This is a genomic window from Sphingobacterium sp. UBA7855 (assembly GCA_002500745.1).
GTDB lineage: Bacteria > Bacteroidota > Bacteroidia > Sphingobacteriales > Sphingobacteriaceae > Sphingobacterium.
The window spans coordinates 56902-81404 of sequence record DLST01000001.1 but is presented as its reverse complement, the minus strand read 5'-3'; the positions used below and the strand labels follow the sequence as shown (position 1 = coordinate 81404).

17 protein-coding genes are annotated in these 24503 nt (G+C 42.4%); 7 read left to right on the top strand and 10 right to left on the bottom strand.

Annotated elements, in window-relative coordinates:
• Positions 1–165 precede the first annotated feature (165 nt).
• The 3 genes from gpmI (at position 166) to B2107_RS00335 (ending at position 5261) form a co-directional block, all read left to right on the top strand.
• Positions 166–1698, top strand: coding sequence for a 2,3-bisphosphoglycerate-independent phosphoglycerate mutase (gpmI, locus tag B2107_RS00345; RefSeq protein WP_293952046.1), 1533 nt, complete (start codon positions 166–168; stop codon positions 1696–1698).
• The gene (locus tag B2107_RS00340; RefSeq protein ID WP_293952044.1) at positions 1679–2266 is read left to right on the top strand and encodes a hypothetical protein; all 588 of its coding nucleotides are present in this window, start codon (positions 1679–1681) and stop codon (positions 2264–2266) included. Before gpmI ends, B2107_RS00340 begins: the two co-directional genes overlap by 20 nt.
• A gap of 700 nt (positions 2267–2966) precedes the next feature.
• Entirely contained in the window at positions 2967–5261 is a 2295-nt protein-coding gene (locus B2107_RS00335; protein WP_293952042.1) for a TonB-dependent receptor, read from the top strand.
• A gap of 54 nt (positions 5262–5315) precedes the next feature.
• Here B2107_RS00335 and B2107_RS00330 read toward each other — a convergent pair whose 3' ends face one another.
• Complete coding sequence (locus tag B2107_RS00330) at positions 5316–5870, bottom strand: ferritin (protein WP_293879461.1); 555 nt, start codon at positions 5868–5870, stop codon at positions 5316–5318.
• Between the two features lie 172 nt (positions 5871–6042).
• Positions 6043–6699 carry a tetratricopeptide repeat protein gene (locus tag B2107_RS00325; RefSeq protein WP_293952039.1) on the bottom strand — a complete coding sequence of 219 codons (657 nt, stop codon included), beginning with the start codon at positions 6697–6699 and terminating at the stop codon, positions 6043–6045.
• Between the two features lie 343 nt (positions 6700–7042).
• Here B2107_RS00325 and lon point away from each other — a divergent pair, with 343 nt between their 5' ends.
• Positions 7043–9520, top strand: a complete 2478-nt coding sequence (gene lon / locus B2107_RS00320) for an endopeptidase La (protein WP_293952037.1) — start codon at positions 7043–7045, stop codon at positions 9518–9520.
• A gap of 59 nt (positions 9521–9579) precedes the next feature.
• On the opposite strand, the gene dctA is transcribed toward lon, so the two are convergent.
• From dctA to B2107_RS00280, 8 genes are all read right to left on the bottom strand, one after another.
• Positions 9580–10842: a C4-dicarboxylate transporter DctA gene (dctA, locus tag B2107_RS00315; RefSeq protein WP_293952034.1), complete on the bottom strand. Its 1263-nt coding sequence runs from the start codon at positions 10840–10842 to the stop codon at positions 9580–9582.
• 132 nt (positions 10843–10974) lie between these two features.
• The gene (locus B2107_RS00310) at positions 10975–12885 is read right to left on the bottom strand and encodes a class II glutamine amidotransferase (protein WP_293952031.1); all 1911 of its coding nucleotides are present in this window, start codon (positions 12883–12885) and stop codon (positions 10975–10977) included.
• Positions 12886–13005: 120 nt separating this feature from the next.
• A complete protein-coding gene (locus tag B2107_RS00305) occupies positions 13006–14883 on the bottom strand; it encodes an Nramp family divalent metal transporter (RefSeq protein WP_293952028.1) in 1878 nt (625 codons plus the stop codon).
• Positions 14884–14967: 84 nt separating this feature from the next.
• Entirely contained in the window at positions 14968–15570 is a 603-nt protein-coding gene (locus B2107_RS00300; protein ID WP_293952026.1) for a 2'-5' RNA ligase family protein, read from the bottom strand.
• Positions 15571–15660: 90 nt separating this feature from the next.
• Complete coding sequence (locus tag B2107_RS00295; RefSeq protein ID WP_293952023.1) at positions 15661–17616, bottom strand: gamma-glutamyltransferase family protein; 1956 nt, start codon at positions 17614–17616, stop codon at positions 15661–15663.
• Positions 17617–17752: 136 nt separating this feature from the next.
• Positions 17753–19429 carry a sodium/sugar symporter gene (locus tag B2107_RS00290; protein WP_293952021.1) on the bottom strand — a complete coding sequence of 559 codons (1677 nt, stop codon included), beginning with the start codon at positions 19427–19429 and terminating at the stop codon, positions 17753–17755.
• A 51-nt stretch (positions 19430–19480) separates the two neighbouring features.
• Positions 19481–20809, bottom strand: coding sequence for a xylose isomerase (gene xylA / locus B2107_RS00285; RefSeq protein ID WP_293952018.1), 1329 nt, complete (start codon positions 20807–20809; stop codon positions 19481–19483).
• A gap of 1 nt (position 20810) precedes the next feature.
• Entirely contained in the window at positions 20811–22295 is a 1485-nt protein-coding gene (locus B2107_RS00280; RefSeq protein WP_293952314.1) for a xylulokinase, read from the bottom strand.
• Between the two features lie 120 nt (positions 22296–22415).
• Here B2107_RS00280 and B2107_RS00275 point away from each other — a divergent pair, with 120 nt between their 5' ends.
• From B2107_RS00275 to B2107_RS00265, 3 genes are read left to right on the top strand one after another with little or no spacing between them, the layout of a single operon-like run.
• The gene (locus B2107_RS00275) at positions 22416–23438 is read left to right on the top strand and encodes a LacI family DNA-binding transcriptional regulator (protein WP_293952016.1); all 1023 of its coding nucleotides are present in this window, start codon (positions 22416–22418) and stop codon (positions 23436–23438) included.
• A gap of 27 nt (positions 23439–23465) precedes the next feature.
• A complete protein-coding gene (locus tag B2107_RS00270) occupies positions 23466–24023 on the top strand; it encodes a hypothetical protein (RefSeq protein ID WP_293952014.1) in 558 nt (185 codons plus the stop codon).
• A gap of 1 nt (position 24024) precedes the next feature.
• Complete coding sequence (locus B2107_RS00265) at positions 24025–24498, top strand: hypothetical protein (protein ID WP_293952012.1); 474 nt, start codon at positions 24025–24027, stop codon at positions 24496–24498.
• Positions 24499–24503: the final 5 nt, after the last annotated feature.

Sequence of the window (24503 nt, the reverse complement as noted above, 5' to 3'; positions counted from 1 at the left end):
AACATAGTATAGAACAGATTCTATGATCAAAATCAATCCTTAGGTAGTTCCCTTTATTGTGGAACACAAATGATGCCACAAACCTATAAAAATAATGGTGATTAACAAGGGAAGTTTTTAAGATGCGTTGATAGATTCTAAAATTAAGATTATCTTTGTTATACGATGAATAAGAAAAAAGTTGCACTCATGATCCTAGACGGACTAGGATATGGAAAACATGATAAATCTAATGCAGTTGAAGCTGCAAACACCCCATTTTTAGACCATTTATTAGAAGCATATCCAAACTCAACTTTAGAAGCTTCGGGCGAAGCCGTTGGCTTGCCTGCCGGCCAAATGGGTAACTCTGAGGTAGGGCACATGAATCTTGGTGCCGGAAGAATTGTCTACCAAGAATTGGGACGTATTCACAAAGCGGTCAATGACGGTGTGTTCAATTCGGATCCAGTGATTCAAGACGCATTTAAATATGCTTTAGAAAATAACAAAAAGGTACATTTTATCGGTTTGCTTTCGGATGGTGGCGTACACGCGCACACCAAGCATTTAAAAGGTCTATGTGATGCCGCAAAACATGCTGGACTGAGCAGTGAACAAGTATTTGTGCACGCTTTCTTGGATGGCCGTGATACGGATCCAAACTCGGGTATTGGTTACGTGAGAGATTTACAGGCGTATTTGACAACAACAACGGGTACCTTCGCATCGGCAATCGGTCGGTACTATGCGATGGATCGCGACAACAGATGGGAACGGGTAAAATTAGCATACGATCTTTTAGTAAAAGCGGAAGGTGAAAAATCCAACGACTTGGTGGCCGCTATCCAAAAATCATACGACGAAGGTGTTACCGATGAGTTTGTGAAACCAATTGCCTTGGTAGACGCCAACGGAGCTCCTGTGGCTACAATACAAGAAGGCGATGTGGTATTCTGTTATAATTTCAGAACGGATCGTGGCCGCGAGATTACTATCGCGCTAACCCAAAAAGCATTCCCAGAATATGATCTGAAACCGTTAGATCTATATTATGTGACCATGACGTCTTACGATGAAACGTTCCAAAATGTGCGGGTTGTTTTTCAAAAAGATAACTTGACCAACACGTTGGGTGAAGTATTGGAGGCTAACCATAAAACACAAACACGTATCGCCGAAACAGAAAAATATCCACACGTCACATTTTTCTTCTCGGGAGGCCGTGAACAAGAATTTAAAGGTGAAAACCGCTTGTTGGTTCCATCACCAAAAGTGGCGACTTACGATCTTCAACCCGAGATGTCCGCTCAAGGTATTACAGCGGCTATCGTTAACGATATGGAAACACTTCAGCCTGATTTTATCTGTCTGAACTTTGCAAATCCAGATATGGTGGGTCATACAGGAGTTTTTGATGCTGTGATTAAAGCCGTAGAAACTGTGGATCAATGTACCAAAACGGTCGTAGAAACTGGTCTTAAAAATGGTTACTCCTTTATAATTCTGGCCGATCATGGCAATTCGGAGTTTATGGTCAATGAGGATGGATCGCCAAACACCGCACACACAACAAATTTGGTTCCATGTATCTTGATTGACGATCAGTACAAAAAAATAGCCAACGGTAAATTAGGTGATATTGCCCCAACCGTCTTACAAATTTTGGGCGTCAATATCCCCGCTGAAATGACAGGAAATGTATTGGTATCAGAATAATAACCTACATAAAATCAGTAGCAGAGCACTCTCCTTTTTTGCGGGTAGTGCTCTGCTTTTTTGGAGTTGTGGATCACCTTCCGCAACCAAAAGCCCCAAAAAATCTTCCGACATATTTTCTGTCGACTCGTTTTTTAATGGAGAAGTCAATCGCTTGCAACAGCTCAATCCCGCCGTGCTAAAATCTGTCAGCAAAGATGGAGAAAAAGAACAGCGCGAGCTGAAAATTGGAAGCTGGAAAAATGAACTGTCTGCCTTTCAAGCTGCTGATATCAGCAAAAATTTCAATCCCACATTGTATGAAGTTAAAGCTGTCGATTGTGTGACCGAATTTACAGCGAAAAAGAAAGATCTACAGATACAGAAACTGCGTATCGAATTTGATAAGAACGAAAAGGTAAAACACATCCATATCGTTAAAAAGATAACCAATAGCTTATACGATAGTCAGGAAAAATTAGACTATTTCAGCGATTCGCTTTATCGCATTGTCAAATTGCAAGACGTTCAGGGACTAGATGCCAATCAATATGAAATTGTCGGCAAGTTCATTCCTCCCAAAAAGTAAAACGATAAGTCTTATACATCAGCAAAATTCGCCGCTGAGTCTTTGATTCAGAGGCGAATTTTATGATACTATCACAATAATAAATGCAACACGATTGCTTTATATTTTATTTTCATTATCTTTGACCCGGTTAACATCATAATTCGAGTGTCAACTTGGGTTTAAACGTAGTGATTTCAGCGTGAAAGACATCTCATTGAACAAATTCGCAGCATTCGTGCTCTTGATGACCTTCTTAATTGGTCAGTTCATTGTGTACAGTCATGAACATCCCCAAGCTACACTGCATATCGCAGATGGTCCAGCAAAAAAACATCATGCTGATCACCCCAAATGTGCTATCTGCGACCAAAATGCACATCCTCAACTAGTTTTTAATTTTACGCAGGGCGAATTCATATTGCCTGTTAAATGCGTTGAATTTGGTCTGTTCATCATTGGAGACCAAATCGTCAGATCACTGATTTCTGGCAATCGAGGCCCACCCACCTGTTCATCTTTATGCTAATTTCAATAGTGCCTATCAACGTAAGCTGACCACTATTGCTGCAAGGCCTCTATAGGGGTCTTTACAATTCAACAATCCAACGATCCATACGACCAGCTATCGGTTCAACCTTGGCACAGCAACGCCTTGGTAGCTGACTTAAGCTTTGTCGTTTGTACCGCTGATATTACATACGTAGAAATTATAGTACAGATGAAACTTAAAATTATAGGCTGCATTTTTATGCTTGTCTCCTATTGCTCCATACTTCCGGCGCTTGCCTCAACAATTAGCGGTAAAGTAACGGATGCCAAAACCAACCTGCCAATTGCTGGTGCTACCATATCACTGCAGCAGCTTCGTTCGAGCACGGCATCAGACCAACAAGGTCATTATAGCTTTAAATCTCTTCCTGCAAGTGGACGCTACTTGGTTGAGGTCCGTTTTTTGGGTTATCAGTCGGTTGTCAAGGCCGTCGATTTAACTTCGGAAAATCTTTCCCTTGATTTTTCCTTGACAGAAAGTATTATTGAAACGAATGAAGTAGTCGTTACAGGCACACTGGTCACTTCTCAGAGCCGTCGCAACAGCACCTCAGTAGCTGTTATTTCCAAAGATGAGTTGCAAGGAAATGGAACAAATCTTATTGATGCACTCGCCCGGCAAGTTCCCGGACTAAGTCAGATCACAACGGGACAAGGAATTTCAAAGCCTATTATAAGGGGTCTGGGGTATAATCGTGTCGTCACGGTAAGCGATGGGGTAAAACAGATGGGACAGCAATGGGGCGACGAACATGGCATTGAAATAGACCAAAATCAACCCGACCGTGTCGAGATTTTACGTGGGGCAGCTTCATTGATGTACGGATCTGATGCCATCGGTGGTGTGATCAATGTACTGGAACCTAATGTTCCTACTGAGGGGCATATTAAAGGTGAATTACTGACAAGCTATGCGACCAACAATGGGCTGACCAATAGCTCGGTTATGCTAACAGGTAATGAAAATGGCTTCGTATGGCGTGGCCGTGGATCGTATCAGAATGCGTATTCTTATAATACCCCTGCAGGAAGATACGGCAATAGCGGCTTTAACAACAGCAATTTAAGCGGTATGCTCGGGCTAAACAAGCAATGGGGCTATTCGCACCTTAATTTTTCTTACCTAAAAAATAACATCGGCTTTTACGATGCCGAACCGGGTGACCCGCTGTACACAAACGCTAAAAGCCGTACATTGGATTTTCCCAAACAGGACATCCGTCACTATAAATTGGCCCTCAACAACAGCTTCGTTGTCGGATCGGGAAATTTAAAACTTGACTTGGGCTACCAAAAGAATCAACGTCGAGAATTAGAAGAAGCGACCCCATCCCTGTTCTTTGACCTCAACACCTATTCCCTCGATGCCAAGTATTCTTTAAGTGAAAGAAACGGCTGGCAACATGTATTTGGTATTAGTGCCAGTCAGGAACACAGTGTAAATAAAGGGACCGAGTTCTTAATCCCAGCCTATGACCAGCTGGAATTGGGAGCTTTTGGTTATGCGAAGAAAAGCTGGGGCGAAAACACGTTTAATGTCGGTTTACGCTATGACTATGTCAACAACAAAGGCAAACAGCTGTTTGTTGAAGATGAAGAGCAATTTCCTGGTTTTAAAAATAGCTTCAGTAATGTCAGTGGTGCCCTTGGTTATACGCATATTTTCAATGAGGATCTGAATTTTAAAGCAAATGCGGGCTCAGCATTTAGAGCACCCAACCCCGCAGAGCTTGGCTCCAATGGTGTTCATGAGGGTACTTCGCGGTATGAAGTCGGTAATGAGAACCTAAAACCCGAAAGAAGTTATCAAGCGGATGCGACACTGGAGTTTGGCCATAGTATCGTTACCGGAAGTATCGGAATCTACGAAAATTATATTCACAACTTTATATATGCCTCGGCAACAAAAGGGGATACAAAAACTGTGGTTGGCGAAGATGGCGATTCTCATACCTATGACGTATACCGTTATGGACAGGTCAATGCCAATCTATATGGTGTTGAAGGAAGCTTGAATTTTCATTTGTTGAACTGGATTCACCTAGACAACACGTTTAGTTATACGCATGCACAGAATACAACCTTTGACAGACCATTGGCATTGATTCCAGCTGGCGTTGTGCACAATACGCTGCGCCTTGAACCTAAAGTAAGCGGATTAAATGCCTTCTACTTATCTGTGGGGCTAGACAATTATTTTAAACAGAGCCGAATTGACGAAACCTTCGAAACGCCAGCAAACGGATACACATTGTTGAATGCTGGAATCGGCACGACATTGCGCTTCGGGCAGCAGCAACTGAAAATATTTGCAGCGGCATCCAATCTTACCAACAAGCGTTATTACGATGCCTTAAGCCGATTGCGCCCGGGTAGGCTATCGCAAGAAGATCCTAATTTTGGCGTCTACAATATGGGCAGAAACATCACATTGGGTGTCTATCTACCGCTTAACATCAAATAAAAAAAATGAGGAATCCCTAAAAAGGATTCCTCATTTTTTTTATACAGTTTAGTGTTATTTAGGATCGTCAGCAGTTGCTTCTCTTGCTAGCGTCACTTCGTCTGGCATAGCTTCCAAAGAAGAATCTAAAGCAAATAATGATTCGTCCGAAGCACGGTCTCCACCGGCAATTTTCAATTTATCAATCAATTCAAGCGCTAGCTTCTCTTCTTCGATCTGTTCTTTCACAAACCATTGTGCAAAATTCCACGTTGCCCAATCTTTCTCCGCCATCGCTAGATTGACGATGTTATAAATCGCTTCGGTATTATCTACTTCGTGTTTGAAAACACGGTTAAAACATTCTGTCAACGTTTGCGGATCTGCTGGAGGTTGTGCAATGGCTTCAATTCTTGGCCGGCCACCCCGCTCCAGAATATACCCCATAATCTTTGTCATGTGGTTACGCTCTTCCTGTGCATGTCTATACAGGAAATTGGCCACTCCACCATAACCCTGATCATCTGCCCAGACCCCTAATGCCAAATAAATCTGTGCTGCTTCAGCTTCCTTAGTCATTTGCTTGATTAAAGTTTCTTGCATTTCTTTTGACAATCGATTCGTTTCCATACTTATTCCTTTTTTGATTTAGAATAATAACAGAATAACACCGTCTTTCGTTTTTATATTGATAAATAAAAAATAGTGGACCAATTTATTTTTACCCCATAATGCGGTAAAATTTTAGACAAAAAAAAAGGGAATCCCTTCTGGAATTCCCTCTCTATACGTACTAGTGATACTATTTTAAATTATCTCTATATACTTTTGCTTTTTTGATTTCGGTTTGGATGTCTTTCTTAGACGAATCAAAGCTTAATACTTTTTCATAATCTTTGATCGCATTATTATAGGCATCGGTTGCCATCGCCTTATTATAGTTTGGCGTGCCTGCTGTGCCAATCAAAATACCTAAGTCACGATTAGCAATCGCTCTATTTTGATAAAATTTGGAATCGTTTGGTGTAATGGCAATTGCTTTTGTATAATCTTCGATAGCGCCTTTCAATAACTGTTCTTTATTTGCCACTGAAGCTTTATTTGCCGATTGAACGGCAAGGTTGTTAGTTGCTTTTGCTTTGAAATATAAAGCATTGGCATTTTTACCATTTAACGCAACGACTTTACCAAAAGTTTCTGCTGATTTTTTATAGTCACCATTTTGAAACTGGGAATAACCCAACATATATAATACATCCGGATCTTTTCCTTCTTGAGGCAGTGCTTTTGTCAAGTATGACTCGGCATTCTTGAAATCACCATCCAAAAGAGCTTTTTGCCCCATTCTCACATTAGCGTTGCTATGTTCGGCCTGTTTTGGTTGTTGTGCATTTGCGCTAAAAGCAACTAAGGCAAAAACCCCAGTAAACAAACCCAATTTAAATGATTTTAAATTCATATCTAAATAGTTACTTTTTTATATTCACTTCATAATGATCGCCTGCGATCCTTTCTACGTCTCTGAAAATAGCTTCCGTGCCATTTCCCTAACATCAGAAACTGCCATCAGTGCTTTTTCACATTCCAATATTACAATTATTATGCCTATTTCTCCAATAAATGGCAGATAAATTTTATTTAACCTGCCTTTTTTTCCTATTCTGGAAAATAGATTTGTAATTTTGCTGACTTCTAGCAATTGGCACTCCCCTTGCATTACAGGAGAAACATTATTAGAAGCTTAAAATTTGAAAGTCTGCCGTCAACATGTCAGCGACTGCCAAATACACAAAATAAACACTATGAGCAAATTCGAAACTTTTGATTTCAGTCAAGCAATTCCAATCGTTGCAGAGGATACCGAATTCTTTCCCTTACTTACGCAAGAGGATGAAGATAATATGGCGAATGCTGAAATTCCAGAAGCATTGTCAATTTTGCCTTTACGTAATACCGTATTATTTCCCGGGGTTGTTATTCCAATTACCGTCGGTAGAGATAAATCCATCAAATTGGTCAAAGAAGCCTATAAGGGCAGCAAGACTATCGGTGTCGTTTCTCAAAAGGATATGACCGTTGAGGATCCAGGATTTGAAGAATTAAATAAAGTGGGCACGGTAGCTCATATCATTAAAGTACTCCAAATGCCTGATGGTAATACCACCGTCATCATCCAGGGAAAACAACGGTTCAACTTGTTGGAAATTGTCGAAACTGAGCCTTATTTAAAGGCACGCGTCGAGAAATTCAACGAGGCAAAGCCGAAGATGACCAAGCACTTCAAAGCGACAATTTCCACTTTAAAAGAAATGGCGCTGCAGATCATCCAACTGTCGCCAAACTTACCGAGTGAAGCTGGTATTGCTATCAAAAATATTGAAAGCCCTTCTTTTCTGATCAACTTCATTTCGTCGAATATCAATGTCGAAATGACAAGGAAACAGGAGCTGCTTCAAATACCAAAAGTAGAAAACCGCGCCAAACTTTTATTGGAGCTGTTGACTACTGAAATCCAGATGCTGGAACTAAAGCACCAGATTCAGAATAAAGTACGTGTGGATCTTGACAAACAGCAACGCGATTATTTCTTAAACCAACAGCTGAAAACGATTCAGGAAGAGCTGGGCGGAAATACGCCTGATCTTGAATTAGAAGAGCTTAAAAAACGCGGTAAGTCAAAGAAGTGGAGTCTTGAAGTTGAAAAACATTTTACAAAGGAACTGGAGAAGCTCTCCCGCATTAACCCTGCTGCTGCAGATTATTCGGTACAGCTCAATTACCTTGAGCTTCTTTTGGACCTGCCCTGGAATGAAACAACAAAAGATAATTTTGACTTAAACAAAGCACAAAAAGTACTCGATAAAGACCATTACGGACTGGAGAAAGTAAAAAAACGTATCATTGAATACCTTGCGGTATTAAAATTAAAAAATGATATGAAGGCTCCTATTCTTTGTTTAGTAGGTCCTCCGGGAGTGGGCAAGACATCGTTGGGAAGATCTATCGCCAAAGCACTGGGCCGTAAATATACTCGCATGGCGCTAGGTGGCGTACGCGATGAATCAGAAATCCGAGGTCACCGCAAAACATACATCGGAGCAATGCCCGGCCGTATCATTCAATCGTTGAAAAAAGCCGGGGCAGCAAACCCTGTCTTTATTTTGGACGAAATCGATAAGATGAGTGCAGATTTTAAAGGAGATCCTTCTTCGGCCTTATTGGAGGTATTGGACCCCGAACAAAACACGCATTTCTATGATCACTATGTGGAAATGGAGTTTGACCTTTCCAAAGTGATGTTTATTGCAACAGCCAATTCATTGAGTTCCATTCAGCCAGCTTTATTGGATCGGATGGAGATTATTGAAGTAAATGGATACACCATCGAAGAGAAAATCGAAATTGCCAAAAAGCACCTTTTGCCAAAACAGCGGGAAATGCATGGGATGGCTTCAAAGAATGTCAGCTTAAAAGGTAAAATTATCGAAAAAATAATCGAGGACTACACACGTGAGTCTGGCGTACGTGGATTGGAAAAAAAGATTGGTTCCATCGTCCGTGGTATTGCAACACGTATCGTCATGGAAAAAGATTACAATCCAAATATCAGTGAACAAGACCTGATCGATATTCTGGGTGCGCCGATATTTGATAAGGACATGTATGAAAATAACAATGTGGCTGGGGTGGTGACTGGACTGGCCTGGACGTCTGTAGGCGGCGACATCTTGTTTATAGAGTCTTCACTGAGTCCGGGAAAAGGCCGTTTGAGCCTGACGGGTAATCTGGGCGATGTGATGAAAGAATCTGCGTCAATTGCACTGGCATACCTCAAAGCGCATGCTTCTGATTTCGGAATAGACTATCGTGTATTTGACCATTGGGATATTCACATTCACGTTCCTGCGGGGTCGATTCCAAAAGATGGTCCCTCGGCAGGTATCACCATGCTCACCGCGCTGACATCGCTCTTTACGCAACGCAAAGTGAAGGAAAAATTAGCCATGACAGGTGAAATCACCCTGCGTGGAAAGGTGTTGCCTGTTGGCGGTATCAAGGAGAAAATTCTTGCTGCTAAACGCGCAAATATCAAGGATATTATCCTTTGCAAATCGAATGAAAAAGATATTTTGGAGATCAAAGAAGATTATATCAAAGACATGGAGTTCCACTATGTGACTGAAATGGCTCAGGTGATCAAACTCGCCCTCTTGGAAGAAAAAGTAATCGGTGCCATCAATTTGGCGCAAGATGTAGAAAATACAAAAAAAGAGAATTAGCCAATTCTCAAATGATCATGGATTAAAAATGGCCCGGAAATATGTTTTTCCGGGCTTTTTTATCTTTTTGAGCCCAGCTTTTCGTGCAGGATCTCCTCATCCAAACTGTTTTCATATTTAGAAATCACCAGCGTTGCCGCTGAATTTCCGATTAAATTGGTTATTGCCCGGGCTTCACTCATAAAACGGTCTACGCCAAAGATCAAGGCGACCGACTCTACTGGGACATGGCCAACAACCGGTAATGTTGCAGCAAGGGTAACAAAACCACTTCCGGTAACACCGGCTGCTCCCTTGGAAGTTAACAGCAGGACCAACAATAGCGTAATTTCCTGTTCCAAGCTGAGGTGCATATTGAGCGCCTGTGAAATAAAGACCGCGGCCATCGTCAGATAGATACTTGTCCCATCCAGATTGAAAGAATAGCCCGTAGGAATGACCAGCCCGACGACAGGTTTTGCACAGCCGGCATCTTCCATCTTTTGCATGATACCAGGCAATGCCGACTCGGAGGACGAAGTTCCCAATACAATCAGAATTTCCTCTTTAATATATTTTAAAAACTTAAATACGTTTACCTTGAGATAAAAATACAATACTGCTCCGATGACAATAATCACAAAGATAAAACAGGTCAGGTAGAAACTCACCATCAACATACCGAGTTTAGATAAGGCCTGAATGCCAAACTTACCGATCGTAAAGCCCATGGCCCCCATTGCGCCAATCGGCGCGAGATACATGATCATTTTGATAATGGAAAAAAGCACCTTCAGAAACGACTGCAATACATTGAGCACAGGCTCGGACGCTTTTTGCCCTATCTTGGTCATACCAATACCAAACAGGACTGCAAATACGAGCACCTGCAACATGTTGTCTGAAGCTACTGCAGCAATGACGTTACTTGGAATAATTCCGATGATGAAATCCATAAAACTGTGCGGTTCTTTGGACTCTGAAATGTAATGGGATACCGAAGATACATCAAGGCTTGCCGGATCGGCATTCATCCCGGTCCCGGGCTGTATCCAATTGACAAAGACCAGACCAATGAGCAGGGCGATCGTGGTCATAATTTCGAAATAGATAATCGAAGTCAAGCCGATTTTCCCCACTTTTTTTGTATCCTGCATTCCAGCGATACCGATCACAATGGAACTGAAAATCAATGGCGCAATGACCATCTTGATCAGTTTTATAAAAGCATCGCCCAACGGCTTTAGCTTAACAGCAAAGTCAGGGTAGTAGATTCCACAGATGATACCCAACAGTATACCCAGCACAACTTGAAAATAGAGGCTCTTAAAAATATGTTTCATGATCGGTTTATTTATTGACAGCAATTCCCTTTGCTATTGATCGGTATTTTAATTTAGGATTCAGAATTTTCCGAGTACGAAGATAAAAAAAAGGGATGCATAAATGCATCCCTTCCAATGATATTTTTGAACTTAATTACTGAAATATGCTCTCACATTCTTTCCTTCAATCCAGTTCATATACGCTTTGTTGACAACCTTGTTTCCACCAGGTGTAGGATAATCGCCTGAAAAATACCAATCACCCTTATGGTCTGGGCAAGCTTGGTGTAAATTGTCCAGGGTTTGGTACACAACCTCCAGTTCAGCTTTGAGATGGTGCGGTCTGACGATACGAGCAATTTCTTCTGAGATCTCCTCATCAGTAAACGGCGCATAGATCGCTTTGACATAATTCTCAATCTCATTGACATCCTGGGTCATCGACAACACACACTTCTGATAAACCTCATCGATAACATGTGCCATACCACGTTGTTTCAAGAGATTGATTGCTGCTTCGAATGCAACAAATTCACCCATACGTGACATGTCAATACCATAACAATCGGGATAACGAATCTGCGGGGCAGAAGAAACAATGACGATTTTTTTCGGATTCAGACGGTCTAAGATCGTTAGAATACTTTGTTTTAGTGTTGTTCCACGAACGATCGAGTCATCAATGGCAACAATCGTATCTTCATGATCTTTTACGATACCGTAAGTGGTATCATAGACGTGCTGCACCATATCCGTACGGTCTGCGTCCTGCGTAATGAATGTACGCAACTTGGCATCCTTCACGTTGAGCTTTTCAAAACGAGGTTTAATACTCAAGATTTCGTCCAACTCTTCATCAGAAATCTTTTCTGAACGATTCAGTAAAGTTTCTTTTTGAAACTCACGAACATAGGTATTAATACCATCCATTAAACCATAGTAAGATACTTCTGCAGTATTTGGAATAAATGAGAATACGGTATTTTTGATATTATTTTTGACAGATTCCAATACTTGAGGTACCAGTAATCTTCCCAATTCTTTACGTTCTTGATAGATATCAGCATCCGATCCACGGGAGAAATAAATCCTTTCGAAAGAACAAGAACGCTGTTCTACGGGTTGTCTAAACATCTCTTGGGATACGGTACCATCTTTTTTCGCAATCAGGGCATGACCCGGTTTAATTTCCTTCACAGCACCAATAGGGATATTAAATGCTGTCTGGATAACAGGTCTTTCTGATGCGACCACCAGAATTTCCTCGTCCTGGTAATAAAACGCTGGACGGATACCTGCCGGATCGCGCATAACAAACGCATCGCCGTGGCCAAAGATACCTGCTATGGTGTAACCGCCATCCCACGTTTTGGCCGAACGCTTCAAAATTTTTGATACATCAATATTTTTAGCGATCAAAGAGCTGATTTCAACATTAGAATAACCTTCTTTTTTGAATTGATCAAATAGATCTTGATTTTCATCATCCAGGAAATGACCGATTTTTTCCAAAACAGTCACCGTATCTGCCTTTTCTTTCGGATGCTGTCCCAACTCGTATAGCTGCTGCAACAATTCGTCCACATTGGTCATGTTGAAGTTACCCGCTACAACCAAATTACGAGACATCCAGTTGTTTTGTCTTAAAAACGGGTGACAGCTTTCGATACTGTTCTTGCCATGTGTTCCATAGCGCAAATGTCCTAAAAGTACTTCTCCGGTAAAACTTACATTATCCTTTAACCATTGGGTATCTTTTGACTCCTCTGGAAACGCTTTCTGAACGGAAGCGAATTTTTTCTGCACATATTCGAATATGTCTGCCACGGCAGTTGAGCCCATAGCTCTGTAACGCGAAATGTAACGATTTCCAGGTTTTACATCAAATTTAATGGTTGCAATCCCAGCACCGTCTTGTCCACGGTTGTGCTGTTTTTCCATTAATAGGTACAATTTGTTGATGCCATAAAATGGCGTACCATATTTTTCCTGATAATAAGATAAGGGTTTTAACAGGCGAATTAGTGCGATTCCGCACTCGTGTTTAATAGCGTCGCTCATATCTTGATTTGATGTCGCAAAAGTAAGCATTATTTGGCACTTAGCGATCTACCGGCTCACTTTTTAAGTAATAAAATTACAGTGAGTAGACAGAGGGTGTTCGTCACAGCATCTGACGACCTATTTCGCAATAAAAACAGGTACTTTTACTGCATGTCGCAATTTGTTGACTGTCTCTCCAAAGATAAAATCTTTCAAACCGCTGTGCCCATGACTACCGACAACCAACAGATCAGCTGCATGTTTTTCACAAACTGCTGCGATACTCTTGATCCGGTTATTATAGCCCAATTCGTATGCTGTTGGATGCCCTTTCGACACAAGAAAGTCAGCATACAATTTCAGACGCGCTAAGTCCTGACGTGATTCGAAATCATCTGTCGACTCTCCGGTATATTTTACAGAGGCGCTCTCAACAATATGTACCACGACAAACGCGGTGTCTTTATGAGATAGCTGCAAAGCATATTCAATGATCTTCTGATCCGAACTTGAAAAGTCCAACGCAATAACGACCTTCTTGAAGGAGCCTTTATGTTCAACATGCAACGCCTCAAATGGAGGATGGACCTCCAGATCTATCGCTTTAGATTTTAGTAAGATTGGATACAATACCGTCATGACCAGCAAAGCAAACAACCCCACGGCGCCCATTATCAGTACCACCGTTACCACAATATTATTGGCCTCGCCAATCCAGCCGACCACTTCGTCGTACACCAATTTCAGATTGAGCACAGCGATAATGGCAGCAATCAGCCAGGCCACTGCCTTTGTTAACGGCTTGATTGCATAGTCACCCATGGTTACTTTATCGCTTACAAAATGGATCAACGGAATAACTGCAAAGGCAAGTTGCATACTCAATATGACCTGACTAAAGATGAGGAGCTGCCCCACGCGGCCTTCACCCGAAATCAGGATAACCAATATCGCTGGAATAATGGCCAACAGCCGGGTAATAATCCTCCGTAGAGTGGGGCTAATACGCAAGCGTAGATATCCCTCCATGACAATCTGGCCAGCTAAAGTACCTGTCACGGTAGAGCTCTGCCCCGCGAGAATCAATGCGGCAGCAAACAATTTCGATGCCCATTCCGTTCCGAGAAGATTCCCCAATAGATGATACGCATCTTCGAGTTCGGCCACGTCATGCCTACCGTTCTTATGAAAAACAGATGCTGCAAGGATCAAAATCGCCGCATTCACAAGAAATGCCAGATTTAAAGCAATGGCACTATCCCAAAAATTATACTTTAACGATTTTCGGATGGAGCTGTCATCGCGATCAATTTTCCGTGTCTGCACAAGTGCCGAATGCAGATACAGATTATGTGGCATGACCGTTGCACCGATAATACCTATAGCGATATAGAGTGCGGCACTATTGGGGATACTGGGTATAAATCCGGTGGCCACCTCTGCAAAATCTGGTTTAGCCAAAAACATTTCCACCATAAAGCACATGCCAATAAGTGCGATCAGTCCTATGATAAAAAGTTCCATTTTTCGCATCCCCAGCTTCTGGAGATAAAGCAATAAGAAAGTATCTGCAAAACTGATCATGACACCCCAGATCAGATCAATACCAAAAAGTAGGTTAAGACCGATGGCCATACCGAGCACTTCGGCCAGGTCACAGGCTGCGATGGCAATTTCAGCGAGCACATACAACACAAAATTCATCCGCTTAGGATAGGTCTCCCGATTACACTGCGCAAGATCTTTGCCGCGCACAATACCAAGCCGTGCACATAAATTCTGGAGCACTAAAGCCATGATATTACTCATCAGTAAAACCCAGATCAGGGTATAGCCAAATTGGCTCCCCCCGGCAAGATCCGTTGCCCAGTTACCTGGATCCATATATCCTACACTAATGAGATAAGCAGGCCCAAAGAAACTAAGTATCTTTTTAAATTTGGATTTTCCTTTATTGACATCTACACTTTCGTGGATATCAGAAAGGGATTTATGATGGGATTCGTCGTAATGCATAAGGTACTGTAAGTGCAATATCGTCTATAGTCTGGCTTAAAGATAAAAAGCTTTAAACGATTTGGCAATTAAACAGTGATATAATTAGAATTTAAATGCGAGCTGGCCAGAATTCTCTTTTGACTGGTTGCCAAATGGTATAAAATCGATGGTTTCGTACTGGCCTAAATCCGGTTTAAACTCTCGCACATGAACACCCTTGCACATAAAGCTTAGGTCAACCGATCTGAATTGCTGCTTGGCGATCTCGAGCCATTCTGGCTCAAGCTGCCGCCCGATTGAGATATGAGGTTCGTCGCTAATATCGATCAAATCAAACTCCGTTAAGGTCTGCACAACCTTTCTCGCGCGATCCTTAAGGTAACTGCGCGCATGTACCGTCGGCGCGATAACAAAGGCACCTCCAGAAAAAGACGAAAAATGATCAAAGTAAACATACTGGCTCCGTTCGTACACCAAGGTTTCCTGCAAAGCCTCGACAGCCCTGGCCAGTTTACTCTCCTCGGCCTCGACAGCACATATCGTGACATGGGCTTTGGCATTACAACTGCGGTACCAGCCTTTGTTTTTGTCGGGAAATAGTTCGGCCAACGACGCACGTAAGCGTCGCTTCAAACCATCCACGAAAACAATACCAGCTTCATCAGGTTGAAAAACAAACGAATATTTATTGACACTACCCTCCATAACAAAAATCAATTTTCGATCAGTAGGTAAGATAACAAATAGCCCGGAGATAACAAAACTTAAGGCTAGCCTTTTAAACAACAGTACAGGTTACCAACCGATGCCGTAATCCTCCCCATTGTTGCTACTACCCCCCCAAAGCGTGTGGTGCTGTTCGTCGAAATAAATAGCGTTGATCGGTCCGCTGGTACGCTCGCCTAGCTGAATACTGTAGCCCATACCCTTTAATTGTTCAATAATTGCCGGTGCTGTAGTTTTATCCAATAGCAGGCTACCTGAGCGTGGTTTTCGATCATCGGTCTTGGTTCCACCCAGCGAAAGCCAAAGCTGATTGCTATTGATATTGGCAGCCTCGCTGGCTTGTTGTGGCGTCATACCAAACTCGACCATATTCAAGAAAAACTGCAATAGGTTTTGGTCTTGTGTATCTCCGCCCTGCACGGCAAAAGAAAGGTAAGGTTTCCCATTTTTTAAAGCCATTGACGGACTAAGTGTTACACGCGGTCTTTTGCCGGGTTCGACCACATTGAACGGATTAATCAGTGAATCCAGTACAAAACTCTGTAAACGCTGACTCATACCCACTCCGGTATTCCCGGCGATACAGGCAGGTAGCCAGCCGCCACTTGGTGTGATCGAAACAACCCAGCCTTCGGCGTCTGCTGCCTCAACGCTGGTGGTTCCCCGTAATAAGCGGTCCATATATGCACTATCAACGGATAGCGAAGCCACAAGCGCCGCCGCCGACAAGTCCTTCACAGACGAACTTGAGCGTGCGTCATGTTTAGGGACAAAATCATTTTTCACTTCAGTGTTCGGTTCAAACTGCTGCCGACGCTGCTCCAGTAACGACAAATACGGATTCTGCTTACCTTCATAGGGGTATGGGTCTCCAGGAAGTACATTCGGGTTATTTTGCTTAAGATCAATGGTTGTGGTCCTCGCCTTAGCGTAAGACTGATGCAAAAGACCTTGAATAGGTGTCTTCGGTGTACCGTAGGGATCACCATAATAAAAATCCCGATCGGCAAAGGCTAAGTTCATCACCTGATAGAGTGTATGAATATAAGAAGCAGAATTATAGCCCATTGCCTTTAGATCAAAGTTTTTCAGCATCTGCAGACTCTGCAGCATGGCTGGACCTTGGGTCCATTCTTGTAATTTATACACGTCAATGCCCTTATAATCGACATGCAATGGTTCCTCCTCAATAGGTTTCCAATTGGCCAAGTCTGCTTTCGTGATTAAGCCACCTTGCTCCTTACTGCCACGGACAAATTCATCTGCAATATCGCCGGTATAAAAGCGTTCATAGGCAGCCATGATTGCAGCTTTCCTGTCTTTTCCCGCTGCTAGCGCCTTCTTTTCCGCTTCTACCAATTTGGACAGGGTCTTATGCAGATCTTGCTGCACAAAAACCTCTCCCGCTTGGGGCGCTTCCCAAGATTTCCCTTCATGCACTAAAAACACCTTTTTACTGTAGGGCCATTCTTTAATACGGTCTTTCCCTCGCTCGATACTTGTTGCTGTTTGTGCATCAATGGGATAACCCGAAGCCATTTCAAGAGCAGGAGCTAATACCTCTGCAAGACTTTTCGTTCCATATTGCGCCAACATATAGCACAATCCGCCGGGTGTACCCGGAGTAACCGCAGCAAGGGGACCATATTCCGGTGGAAATTCATAGCCCTTTGATCTAAAAAAATCGACTGTCGCTCCAGTTGGTGCTACTCCCAATGCATTGATGGCAATCACCTTTTTTAACTTCGGATGATAAATTAACGCTTGTGTCTCTCCGCCCCAACTCAATACATCCCACATCGTACAGGTTGCTGCGAGCATGGCACAAGCAGCGTCCACCGCATTTCCCCCTTGCTGGAATAGCTGGGCACCCGCAGTAGCTGCCAAAGGCTTACCCGTAATAGCCATCCAATGTTTTCCATGTAACGGTGGTTTCTGTGTAAGCTGGGCGGAACTCAGCATCGGCGTACAGGTAGTAAGCAATCCAAACAGCGTCATCAGTAGCAAGGGGCATCTTCTTTTCATAGCAGCAATCTTTCGTTAAGCAATCTTTCGTTAAGAAATGGTTTTAGTGAAACCAAGATAGGTATTTTTAAAACAAACAAAAAACCCCTATCAACCGAGATTGATAGGAGTTTTTAAAATCTTATTTACTATTGGTTTACCAATAAATAGAATATAATGCTGTAACCAACAGCGCCACGATCAAGGCAATGACCAAAAACGCCCGGTGTGGTTTAAACATCGTGGTATCAACTTCCAATCCAGCGGGTACTACACCACGCTTATTGTCGATGATACTAATGAGAATCATACCGACAATACAGATCACGAAGACAAATCCCATTCGATCCAAAAATGGAATCTCGTAGACTCCTGTTGTTGGATTTGGAACGGAGAAACCTGTCGATGACAAGAATGATAGATCGACCCAATCCGGCAATTTTTTGAAGATAATGGAGAAAATAAAACCTCCAATTGTTGCAAACAAAGCCGCATTTGAAGTTGCTTTCTTCCAGAAGAATCCTAAAATGAACATCGCAAAAATACCTGGAGATACAAAACCCGTGTACTCTTGAATGTATTGAAATCCACCTTTCTTATCAATACCCAAATGTGGAGCAATCAGCACACCCAAAATCATGGCAACCACAACAGTTAATTTACCAATATTGACCAACTTCTTATCAGATGCTTCGGTATTGAATACTTTTTTGTAAATATCCAAGGAGAAGATTGTTGCAATACTGTTTGCCTTACCAGCTAAAGAAGCTACCACCGCAGCTGTCAATGCGGCGAAAGACAGTCCTTTGAGACCGGCCGGCAACAAATTCAACAAAACTGGATACGCATGATCAGGGTTGACCTCACCATGTTGCATCATTTCATTTTGGAACAAGCCATCTTTCCACATGACGTAGGCTGCAATACCCGGCAATACAACAATAATAGGCATCAATAACTTTAAAAATGCTGCAAACAGAATTCCGTTTCGGGCAGTTTTAAGATCTGCCCCCAACGCGCGCTGCGTAATGTATTGATTACATCCCCAATAATTGAGATTAACGATCCACATCCCTCCGATCAAGACGGTTAAGCCTGGCAAATCGAGGTAATTCTCATTTTTACGATCAAGGATCATATGGAAGTGGTCGGAAGCCTTTTCGGTCATCAAGTGATAACCTTCCAATACCCCTGATCCGCCATAGTGCTCCGAAACAAGGTTGAGGGCGAGATAAGTTGTCGCCAAACCGCCCAATACCAAAAAGAAAACCTGAATAATATCCGTATAGCCAATCACCTTCATACCACCTAAAGTAATGATAACCGCAAAAATTGCTATGGCATACATACACGCTTCAAGACTGATACCCGAGATACTGCTTACTGCTATTGCCCCCAAATAAAGGATAGAAGTCAAATTGACGACCACATATAACAGTAACCAAAAGACGGCCATAATCATCGCAACAGTTCCATTATAACGTTTATGGAGAAACTGTGGCATCGTAAAAATCTTGTTCTTTAGATATACCGGTATAAAAAATACGGCAACAACAATCAGCGTGATGGCAGCCATCCACTCATACGTTGCAATAGCCAATCCCATCTTAAATCCGGAACCGCTCATACCGATAAATTGCTCGGCAGATATATTGGATGCAATCAGGGATGCTCCAATAGCCCACCAGGTCAAAGACCCCTCAGCCAGAAAATAATCTTTAGATCCTACAGATTCAGATTTCTTGCGATAATACACCCATAATCCGTAACCCGCCACAATGACAAAGTAGATCAGGAAAACGATGTAATCTTTTGTGCTTAAATAATTATTCATGTAATGGTAATTGGTTTAATTCGATCGCCTAATATAGAAATATTTTTAGAACTATATATATCTGTTGATCAAATTTTCTAAATACTCCTGCTTACCACTAATCGTTTTTGGTTCTCCCAATTCTACTGCTAAATCTCTTAAGTTCTCCAATGTCAATGCCTGTCCTTCGAATGATGCACCATGGCCGGTATCAAAAGAGGCATAACGCTCTGCCCGTATTTTTTTGTATTCCGAGTCTTGCAGGATACGATCTGCTGTAAGCAATGCGCGGGCAAAAATATCCATCCCACCAATATGCGCATAAAACAAATCTTCGGGATCTGTGGAATTCCGACGGATTTTGGCATCAAAATTCACACCTCCACCTTGGAGTCCGCCACCCTCTAAAATAATCAACATCGCTTCCGTCAACTCATTGATATCATTTGGAAATTGATCCGTATCCCATCCATTTTGATAATCACCGCGGTTGGCATCAATAGAACCTAATTTACCGGCATCTACAGCGACCTGTAACTCGTGTTGAAAAGTATGTCCGGCCAATGTCGCGTGGTTGACTTCTAAATTTAATTTAAAATCGTCCAAAAGATTATACTGACGTAAGAAACCAAGTACGGTAGCCGCATCGTAATCGTACTGATGTTTTGTCGGTTCACATGGTTTGGGTTCGATAAAGAAAGTTCCTTTAAAGCCGTTTTTGCGGGCATAATCTTTGGCCATGTGCAAAAACTGCGCAAGGTGTTCCTGCTCGCGTTTCATATTGGTATTTAAAAGGCTCATATACCCCTCTCTTCCGCCCCAGAACACATAGTTTTCACCGCCGAGGGCAATTGTTGCATCCAATGCTGCCTTCACCTGAGCGCCACCATGTGCTAGAACATGAAAATCAGGATTAGTCGCCGCCCCATTCATATAACGCTTATGGCTAAAAAGATTGGCTGTTCCCCAAAGCAATTTGATACCGCTTTCCTGTTGTTTTTCCTTTGCATAATCAACAATAGTGGACAGGCGTTTTTCATTTTCAACGACATTATCCGAATAATCCACTAAATCTACGTCGTGGAAGCAGTAATAAGGTATATTAATTTTACTGATAAATTCGAAGGCCGCATCCATTTTATCTTTTGCTCTGCTGATTACGTCGCTGCTTTCATCCCATGGAAATTGATGTGTCGGTCCGCCAAAAGGATCAGATCCGTTACCATTGAACGAATGCCAGTACGAACAGGCAAATTTAAAATACTCTTCCATTGTCTTTCCCCCGACAAGTTGCTTCGGGTTGTAATAGCGGAAAGCCAATGGATTTGTGCTGTCTTTCCCTTCGAACTGAATTTGGCCTACGCCTTTGAAAAATTCTTTTTTCCCTTTGATAACATTCATTTTAATTGCTATTTATTTGTTTGTTTAATAATTCTTTCCATTGTTGATAATGCTCTTCATATTGCGCTACGAACTGGGGTTCCACGGTATATACAGGCTTCAATGAACGAAAGGCTTCTTTAAAATCTGCATAATACCCACTTCCTATTCCTGCGCCGAGTGCGGCTCCTATACTTCCATCATGATTGAAAATCTCTACAGGAACGTTTGTAGCCCCTACAAATGACTCTCTGAAAACAGAGCTCAAGAATAAATTGGCATAACCTGCACGAATCATATTCGGATACAGATTGTTCTCCCGCATGATATCCAGGCCGTAACGAAATGCGTAGGCAATTCCTTCTTGTATGGCGCGCAAGATATCGCTGGTCTCATGTCTGTTCAAGTCTATTGCTGAGATTGAAGCGCCGACGGTTTGGTTATTGAGCATGCGTTCGGCACCATTGCCAAATGGAATAACCTGTAGTCCTTTGCTGCCGATGGGGGAAGCTCCCGCCATGGCATTGATCTGTTCATACGACAAATCACGCCCTAGCATCTTTCTGCCCCAACTATTCATAATGCCCGTTCCATTGATACAGAGCAATACGCCTGTTCGGATATCGTCCTCGCGATAATTCACATGTGCAAATGTATTTACGCGTGATTCGCGGTCAGCGATCAGCTGGTCGCTGACCCCATAGATCACACCAGAAGTACCTGCGGTCGCAGCAACTTCTCCAGGCTGTAGCACATTGAGCGAAAGCGCGTTATTAGGTTGATCACCGGCTTTATAATTGATGGTCACAGCAGCAGACAGACCGAGTTCCTCGGCCACAGTAGCTTTAATCTGACCATGTGTTGAAAAGACAGGTAAGATCTCGGGAATGAGATCATCATCAAAACCATAATAGTCCATGATTGTCCGCGACAGAACATTAGCTTTAAAATCCCAGAATATACCTTCCGAAAGCGCCGATATGGAGGTGGTCACTTGTCCCGACAGCTTCATCGCTATAAAATCTCCCGGCAACATAATCTTGTCTATCTTTTCGTAAACCGCAGGCTCATTTGCTTTGACCCAGGCCAACTTTGACGCCGTAAAATTACCTGGAGAATTCAAATGATGGCTTAAGTTAAAAGACCGCCCGATTTCTTCAAAAGCGATATTACCCAATTCAACAGCCCTGCTGTCGCACCAGATAATTGCATTGCGTAGCACCTGCTGCTCTTTATCAACGACAACCAATCCGTGCATCTGGTAAGCAATTCCAATGGCTGAAATTGCTTTAGGATCGTAAAGTCCCAATGCATTAGCTTTCAATAAAGCCTGTTTGAAGTAATCCCACCAGTCGAGCGGATTCTGTTCAGCCCAATTGGGTTCGACAGTAATTATTGGAGCTTCTACATCTGGATATTGCACCGAGCACACCTTGCGTTGCGAAGAGGCTTCAACAATTGAAACTTTCACAGAAGAAGTACCTACATCTATACCTAACAAATACATGGTAATTAATTCTAATTGGTTATAAAAAACGCCGGCGGCATCCATTTTGCAACCGGTTGCATAAAAGTAGGACATGTTTCTGAATTTTCAAAATATTAATAAAATTATTTACTTTGGAGCGTGAATAAAAAAACAACCATTTACGATATCGCCCGTGAGCTAGGAGTAACAGTCTCCACTGTATCCCGCGCATTGAACAATGTGCCTACCATCAGTGAGTCTACACGAAAAATAGTGCTGGAAAAGGCAAAGGAATTAAATTATAGTGTCAATAAGCTGGCCTCGTCCCTTTCTTCGGGCAAGTCCAATACCATCGGAGTGATTGTACCAACGATGCAAATTCATTTTTTTGCGGAAGCCGTACACAGCATTGAAAAAGAATTAAAGAAACACAATTATAGTTTATTGCTCTATCAGTCGAATGAATCTTTTGCGGACGAGGTCAATGGCGTAAAAACTTTACTCGAAGCGCAGGTAGCTGGTATCATTGCGTCTCTGTCTCTGGAAACCCAAGAAACACAGCACTTTCAGGAAGTGATCAACCAGCGCAAATGCCTTGTTGTGTTTGACCGTACCCACAAAAATATTCCTGCACCCGTCGTAAAACTCGACGATTATAAAGCGGGTTATCTTGCAACACAGCATCTACTGGAAGAGGGATACAAAAATATAGCCTTTATTACAACTGACAAAGAGATCGCAATTTTCCAGGATCGGTTCCTCGGTTTCGAAGCCGCATTAAAGGATGCGAACATTTCACCGCGCAAAGATTTTATTATCCGCGGCGACTTATCCATTGAAGCCGGCATCAAAGGCACGGAACAGATTCTACAATCTGCCATCCAACCGGATGCCTTCATTGGAGGCGATGACTTTACAGCTGTAGGGATTATCCAAGCTTTAAAAGCTGCCCATATTGATATTCCAGCAACGGGTGTTATCGGTTTTGCAAACCAGACCTTTTCCTCCTTCATTACCCCCACACTATCCAGTATAGACCAACAGGCCAACAAAATGGGGGAAGAATGCGCAAAGTTATTTTTGAAAATGGTCAAACAAAAAAGTCCTTATGAAACGATCGAGCAAATTGTTCTTGATCCTGTCTTAATAAAAAGAAAATCTACTCATAGAATAGACAAATAATCCCTACCTTTGTCTAAATTTTTTTAAATGCGAGCCCGGCACAAATTTAGGACAGCAAGCATCTGCTTATTATTTGTCATTCAGGCCCTTTTTTTATTGGCCATCTTTGTAGAAAATAGAAGTTCTTATCTTATACTGGCTTTTATAGGTCTACTCTCCTTACTTATTTTATACAGTTACCTTCGTTCGCCTATTCATCATCATAAACATGAATATGAGTCCATCCGAATTGCCGTTTGGGTGCCTGTAGGAGCGATTATTTCTTACTATTTCAATCATACATTTGGGTTAGGTCCGGTCTTGGGCGCAGCACTCACAGGTACACTAGGCTCCTTCATACCCAATATCCATAAAGATTCAACGTATCTCCCTCATCTTCCGGCGGCAATTTATTGCGGTGCATTTGTAGGCATGTCCAATGCGCAGGTAGCTCATGGCTTCTCGTTTGTTCTGGCCGCCAGCGTTTTTACAGCGATTTTTCTGATAGTATCGAAAAGTCTATTGAATGGGGTCGGCGGTAAATTAGGCACATTGGCCTTTCTTGGTGTTTCATTGACCTACCTGCTGTTATATCTTTTTAAGTAATATGGAAACATTCATTTTATACCTCGTAGGTGTGATCGCCAGCACGGCGACCTACTACGTCAATACCAAGTTTAATCAAGGTGCGGTACGTTCCTCGGCATTGCTGACATTGCTTGTCGCCGGCTTTCTTCATTTTTTCCCACAAACTGTGACGCCGTATCTGGCTCAATATATTCCTCCGGTTTTTATTGGGGCCTCATTTATAGGCATGGTTTCCAAAAACCAGTTATCAACCTATTTCGGTTTGGCCCTTGCCGGTATTATCTTTACAACGATCCTGCTCAACACAAGCAAGTTTTTTGCCGGGTATGGTGGCGCGCTGGGCACATCAGCCTGCATTGCTTTATTGGTCGTTTTAAGTATTCCATATTTCAAATCGCGCCGAAAAATGACCGTTGGCTTTCTGCAGCTCCGTAAAACAATCTTAAAAAAACAACGGAAAGTATCGAAAAGACAAGTAGATTTGTTTAAATAAATAGT

Coding starts and splice junctions, on each gene's coding strand:
- gpmI (WP_293952046.1), top strand. CDS start 166: ATGAATAAGAAAAAAGTTGCACTCATGATCCTAGACGGACTAGGATAT.
- B2107_RS00340 (WP_293952044.1), top strand. CDS start 1,679: ATGTATTGGTATCAGAATAATAACCTACATAAAATCAGTAGCAGAGCA.
- B2107_RS00335 (WP_293952042.1), top strand. CDS start 2,967: ATGAAACTTAAAATTATAGGCTGCATTTTTATGCTTGTCTCCTATTGC.
- B2107_RS00330 (WP_293879461.1), bottom strand. CDS start 5,870: ATGGAAACGAATCGATTGTCAAAAGAAATGCAAGAAACTTTAATCAAG.
- B2107_RS00325 (WP_293952039.1), bottom strand. CDS start 6,699: ATGAATTTAAAATCATTTAAATTGGGTTTGTTTACTGGGGTTTTTGCC.
- lon (WP_293952037.1), top strand. CDS start 7,043: ATGAGCAAATTCGAAACTTTTGATTTCAGTCAAGCAATTCCAATCGTT.
- dctA (WP_293952034.1), bottom strand. CDS start 10,842: ATGAAACATATTTTTAAGAGCCTCTATTTTCAAGTTGTGCTGGGTATA.
- B2107_RS00310 (WP_293952031.1), bottom strand. CDS start 12,885: ATGAGCGACGCTATTAAACACGAGTGCGGAATCGCACTAATTCGCCTG.
- B2107_RS00305 (WP_293952028.1), bottom strand. CDS start 14,883: ATGCATTACGACGAATCCCATCATAAATCCCTTTCTGATATCCACGAA.
- B2107_RS00300 (WP_293952026.1), bottom strand. CDS start 15,570: ATGGAGGGTAGTGTCAATAAATATTCGTTTGTTTTTCAACCTGATGAA.
- B2107_RS00295 (WP_293952023.1), bottom strand. CDS start 17,616: ATGAAAAGAAGATGCCCCTTGCTACTGATGACGCTGTTTGGATTGCTT.
- B2107_RS00290 (WP_293952021.1), bottom strand. CDS start 19,429: ATGAATAATTATTTAAGCACAAAAGATTACATCGTTTTCCTGATCTAC.
- xylA (WP_293952018.1), bottom strand. CDS start 20,809: ATGAATGTTATCAAAGGGAAAAAAGAATTTTTCAAAGGCGTAGGCCAA.
- B2107_RS00280 (WP_293952314.1), bottom strand. CDS start 22,295: ATGTATTTGTTAGGTATAGATGTAGGTACTTCTTCTGTGAAAGTTTCA.
- B2107_RS00270 (WP_293952014.1), top strand. CDS start 23,466: ATGCGAGCCCGGCACAAATTTAGGACAGCAAGCATCTGCTTATTATTT.
- B2107_RS00265 (WP_293952012.1), top strand. CDS start 24,025: ATGGAAACATTCATTTTATACCTCGTAGGTGTGATCGCCAGCACGGCG.